Source organism: Tateyamaria sp. (genome assembly GCF_039940735.1).
GTDB lineage: Bacteria > Pseudomonadota > Alphaproteobacteria > Rhodobacterales > Rhodobacteraceae > Tateyamaria.
The window spans coordinates 1-5368 of record NZ_JBDVGB010000003.1; the positions used below are offsets into that span (position 1 = coordinate 1).

At 51.5% G+C, this 5368-nt stretch carries 5 protein-coding genes; all 5 read right to left on the minus strand.

Going from position 1 to position 5368, the window contains the following annotated elements:
- The coding region (locus tag ABJF76_RS00585) for a beta-ketoacyl synthase N-terminal-like domain-containing protein (protein WP_413822478.1) at positions 1-452 on the minus strand (452 nt) is incomplete at its 3' end.
- Between the two features lie 197 nt (positions 453-649).
- On the minus strand, positions 650-1537 hold the full coding sequence (gene yghX / locus ABJF76_RS00590; RefSeq protein WP_413818889.1) for a YghX family hydrolase: 888 nt from the start codon (positions 1535-1537) through the stop codon (positions 650-652).
- Positions 1538-1725: 188 nt separating this feature from the next.
- A complete protein-coding gene (locus ABJF76_RS00595) occupies positions 1726-2772 on the minus strand; it encodes an SDR family NAD(P)-dependent oxidoreductase (protein WP_413818888.1) in 1047 nt (348 codons plus the stop codon).
- A gap of 991 nt (positions 2773-3763) precedes the next feature.
- Positions 3764-4864 carry a flagellar basal body P-ring protein FlgI gene (locus ABJF76_RS00600; protein WP_413818887.1) on the minus strand — a complete coding sequence of 367 codons (1101 nt, stop codon included), beginning with the start codon at positions 4862-4864 and terminating at the stop codon, positions 3764-3766.
- The coding region (locus ABJF76_RS00605; RefSeq protein WP_413822479.1) for a flagellin at positions 4861-5368 on the minus strand (508 nt) is incomplete at its 5' end. The genes ABJF76_RS00600 and ABJF76_RS00605, both read right to left, overlap by 4 nt.

Here is a 5368-nt window from a genome sequence, read left to right on the forward strand (position 1 = left end):
GAGTTGATAAAACGCCAGCCGATGGTCGTGTCAAAGACTTGATTAGCCCGACTGAATGCGTTGCCTGCCTTCGGCATCACGAAGGGCGCGCGGGTCATTGATTCGACGCCACCTGCGATTGCGATGTCCAGGTCACCAGCCTTGATCCCGCGTGCTGCGATGCCAACCGCGTCCATGCCCGACGCGCAAAGCAGGTTCACCGTGATGCCGGGCACATCCACAGGAAGACCAGCAAGAAGAGCAGCCATGCGAGCGACGTTACGGTTGTCTTCGCCCGCTTGATTGGCGCAGCCCATCACCACATCATCAATGGCGGACCAGTCGAGATCAGGATGACGCGCCATTAACGCTGCAATTGGTGCAGCAGCTAAATCGTCGGCACGCACGGTAGCAAGTGCGCCTCCGTAGCGGCCAATTGGTGTGCGTTGTGCGTCGCAGATCAATGCGTCCATACTGTCCTCCGTTGCCTTAAGCATAGGCGCACAAGATGATCGTCGCAAATAAAATGTTACGATTGAATTAAATTTATACCCAAATTGGTAACGCTTTTATTTGGACTCTTGAATCTAATGGATATGGTTCGATCTGGAATGGCCACGTTCTGGTTCGAAAATGGGGTGGCGTCTGCGCACCACCCCTCAACGCGGATTTAGGTCAAATGAGAGTTAAACCAATCCAAGGTGCGTCCCCATGCCAATTCAGCCTTTTCCTCGTCATAGCGGGGGGTGCTGTCGTTGTGAAATCCGTGATTGGCCCCTTCATAGATGTAACCTTTGTAGGTTTTATCATTGGCCTTCAGCGCTGTTTCAAAATCAGGCCAGCCTGCGTTGATACGTTCATCCAATTCGCCCATCTGAATCATTAAAGGGGCCTGGATCTTGGATACATCTTCCGCGGCGGGCTGGCGGCCATAAAACGGAACGCCTGCGGCCAATTCGGGATAGGCGACGGCGATGGCGCTTACGACACCGCCACCATAGCAAAAGCCGACTGCGCCGACTTTTCCTGTGCTATCATCGCGTGCCAAAAGATGTTCGAAACCTGCGAAAAAGTCATTCATTAACTCAGCCCGATCCACTGTGCGCTGGAGTTCGCGCCCATCGGCATCATTGCCGGGATAACCCCCAACCGACGTTAAACCATCGGGGGCAAGCGCCATGAACCCGGCCTTTGCCAGACGTCGCGCGACATCTTCAATATACGGGTTAAGGCCGCGGTTTTCATGGATGACAAGCACAGCAGGCAGAGCGCCGGCCGTGTTCGTAGGGCGCACCAGATACCCGCGCACGTCGCCAGTGCCGTTGGGGGATGGGTACGTTATATAATCGGCCACAATGTCCGGGTCGTTGAAGGACACCTGTTCGGCGATGGCATAATTTGGGCTGAGCATGCCAAGAAGGGCCGTTGCTGTCACACCGGCCACTGTAAACTTGCCTGCGCGTTCTAGAAATTCGCGTTTGGTTATTTTGCCATGCGCGTAAAAATCATAAAGATCTAGTAGCTCCTGGTCGAAATCCTTCGCTGTCATTCGTGTCATCGTCTGATCCTTTTGGTTGCACTTTGGGTTAGTTAAAACCTAGCGCTAGACTTGCTGAATACAACCTGTGGACGGGCGGTGCGGTGGCTTGGATCTGTGGTAGGGCACGACATTTGAGGTTAAAGAACGCAGGTCGTTAAAAGTTGTCGGTCAAGTCAGTCGAAGGGGCTCGGCCCAATCGATATCTTTCATTTCATCGGTGCGATGTCGTGATAATCTAAGTACCATGCAACAAAATTCTTAACACCCGTTTCAATCGGAGTGGTTGGCAGTTGACCCGTCAAGCTTTCGAGCAACGACGCATCCGCCCAAGTGGCGGGTACATCACCGGGCTGCATACCCATGTAATTTCGGTTCGCCTGTATGCCCAATTCCGCTTCAATCGCCTCAATGTAGTCAATTAGACGCACTTTGGTCGAAGTGCCGATGTTCACGACGCGAAATGGTGCAACGGGGCTGATGCTGTCGTTTTCGGGCAATGCTGAGCGTGCATCGATTTCTTCTGGTCCCGGGGGGATTGCGCCGATGAGGTGGTATATTCCTTCGACCAAATCTTCGACATATGTGAAATCTCGATACATATCGCCATGATTGTAGATATCGATCGGCGTCCCTTCTAAGATGCCCTTAGTGAATTTGAACATCGCCATATCGGGGCGGCCCCATGGGCCGTAGACAGTAAAAAAGCGAAACATTGTGGTTGGCAGATTCCACAGGTGCGCATGGGAATGCCCCAACGATTCACCGGCCATTTTAGTTGCGGCATAAATCGATAAGGGAGTGTCGCATTTCTGTTGTTCGGAGAATGGCATTTCAGTGTTGCTGCCGTAAACGGACGACGTTGAAGCCATCAAAAGATGGTCGACCTTATGCTTGCGTGCGCATTCGATGACGTTGAATGTGCCGACGATGTTGCTTTCGATGTAAGCGCGGGGTTGTTCCAGGCTGTAGCGGACACCAGCCTGTGCCGCCAAATGTACGACAACGTCGGGCTCGAAACCGTCAAACGCTTGGCTTAGTGCGTCCATGTCTTCGAGGCGGTCAGTAACACACCGGAAATTCGCATGTTGCGCCAGCATCTGATGGCGGCGTTCCTTCAGCGCGACATCGGTATAATCGGTCATGGCATCGTAACCAAGAACGTTGAAGCCGCGTTTTGTCAGCAACTGCGCAAGGTGGAAACCGATGAAACCAGCTGTGCCCGTAACCAACACGTTTCGCGTTTTTTTTGACATTGTGTGCTCTTACATTTCTTGCCGCGTTTGTCGAAACGCAGGCCAACGGACCCAATAGGCATTCCTTGGTAGGTATGGCAACGACCCGTGAGAAAAAACAGGGCGCGAAGCGCATCACAAAGCCGATGCAAAACTTGTTCGCGAGTAAAAATTCGCCAGAGGGCGTCAAAACAAAAAGGTTCTCATGTGCGTTTTTGCTCGTAACCCTTAGGTGGGGCATCGTACTTTTGTATGCTCAAGTGTTGGCCGTCACAGTTTTGATGCGCCAGCAATGATGTGGATATCCACGGAATTTGTGCTCTTCCAACCAGGTAATCCGCCGAATGTTATTGGGGTTCAGCCGTAGAATTCGCGGGACTAATTCTAACTTCTTGGCGGGGCTATGTCACCGATGCCCATGCTAGATTGCTTGCAGCTGTAGATCCAGAGTCATTGAATTGCTCAATCGTATGTCTCTTGGTTGATTTCATTCGTGTGTTTTCTCTGTGATTCAACCACAACGATCAAGTTTAAGCGTTTTATTGGAGCTTGCCGGATTGTATTCATTTCAATCAAAGACCCAAATTTTCGACCCATACTATCAGCGTATCACTTATATATTTTAGGCCGTTGTCCATAAGAATGTCTTTGGGTTTCCTACGCCATTTGATTATGGCGCTGGCAGCTCACAGGCTTGGTTGAGCAGGACGCGGAAATTCATGAAGTTCTTGAATATTTAGTCAAGGCCAAGATCTTGCCACTGCGCATCAGCTTTGACGATCCAAGGCACCTCTCCAATGAACAGTTGTAGATCATATCTCGTCGTGACGGGCGCCTCATCTTTCTGGGGCAGTTGATTTCAATGGTGCGCACATTGCATTGGTCAGAGCGCGACTGGTTAACGTCGCTCTCGATATGCCACACTTTGAATCAGAACCCACGAATTGAGAAGTCTGATAGTCACCGGGACCGACTCGGGCTTGCTGTTTGAGCACAGAGATCTTCCAGCTTCTCAGCGGACGATAAATTCAGCGTGTAATGCTCCGGCGGCTTTGATGCTTTTCAAAATATCTATCATGTCATGTGGCGCAACGCCCAATGCATTCAGGCCTGCAATGACCTCTGACAAAGATGTGCCATCTGGGATTTCAGCAAGACCGGTGCCTTCTTCCTCTTGGATATCCACTGTTGTGCGCGGAACGACCACCGTGTCACCTTCCGAAAATGGGTTCGGTTGAATAGCCAAGGGCTGTTCTTGAATGCGCAAAGTTAGATTTCCTTGAGAGACGGCAACACGCGAAATTCGTACATCATCGCCCATGACAATTGTGCCCGAACGCTGATCTACAACGACGCGCGCCTTACGTTCTGGTTCGATCGAAATGTTCTCAATCCGTCCCAAAGCATGGGCGACAGAACGCATCCGAGTTTGGGGAATATTCAAGCTTACTGTGCCAGAATCCTGCATTGTTGCGACGCGCCTTCCGAAGTCGGAGTTTATAGCCTGTTCAATTCTGCCAGCAGTTGTGAAGTCTGCATCCCGCAACGCAAGCCGCATATCTGTCAGACTACTCAAATCAAAATCCACTTCACGTTCAACGCGCGCGCCGGATGGAATAACGCCGGCGGTTGGCACACCTTGAGTGACACGTGCGCCATCGCCCTCAGCCACGGTGCCGCCGGCGATTACAGTCCCTTGAGCAACTGCATAAATTTGACCATCCGCAGCGTTCATTGGTGTCATTATCAATGTTCCACCCAAAAGGCTTTTCGCGTCCCCAATGGCTGAAATGGTCACATCGATTTGCGACCCGTTCCGCGAGAAGGGTGGTAGCGTCGCGGTGACAAAAACCGCGGCGACATTCTTTGGTCGGAACTGCTCTCCAGTTACATTGACGCCCAGCCGTTCAAGAATATTTGTCATGATGTCTTCTGTGAAAGGCGCGTTGCGCAACCCGTCACCAGTGCCATCAAGGCCAACAACAAGCCCATATCCGACCAGGTCATTTCCGCGCACGCCGTCAAACTCAACGAGGTCCTTGATGCGGACTGGGCCAGCAGCTGCGAACTGAACACAGAAGCAGGTCAATATGACAGCTAAAAGAACCCTCATCGTATGAAGTTCACAAATGACATGTCTGACATGCGTGCGGTGATTGCGTATAGGCTTTGGAGCTGAAATTGGACGGCCTCCAGTTCTGTTGCGGCTTCAAATGGATCTGCTTGAACAAGGGCTCCCTTGGCAATCAAGAGCGCGTTTTCTTCGGTTGAGTTTCGAGCCGCCAAGGCATCAATGCGTGCTTGGGCCGAACCAACTTTTGCGCTTGCGGCAGTCAATGTGCCTTGCGCGTTGAAAAGGCTGCCGCCAGTATTTGTTAACAGTTGGCGACGGCTTTCAATACTCAGGCCGAAGGTGTCATCGTTTGCAATGACGGCAATGCTGACATGCTTTAAAGTGTCCAAAAAGACTTCGTCACTTGCTGTTAACTGCAGCGATACGGCCTCGCCTTTTCCAAGCCTGAATGGGGCCAAGCCGTCGTTTGAGCCAGTATAAATGTCAGCGGTAAAACCAGCCGGATCATCAAACCAAACGCTTGCTGCGTCGATGATGTCTTGC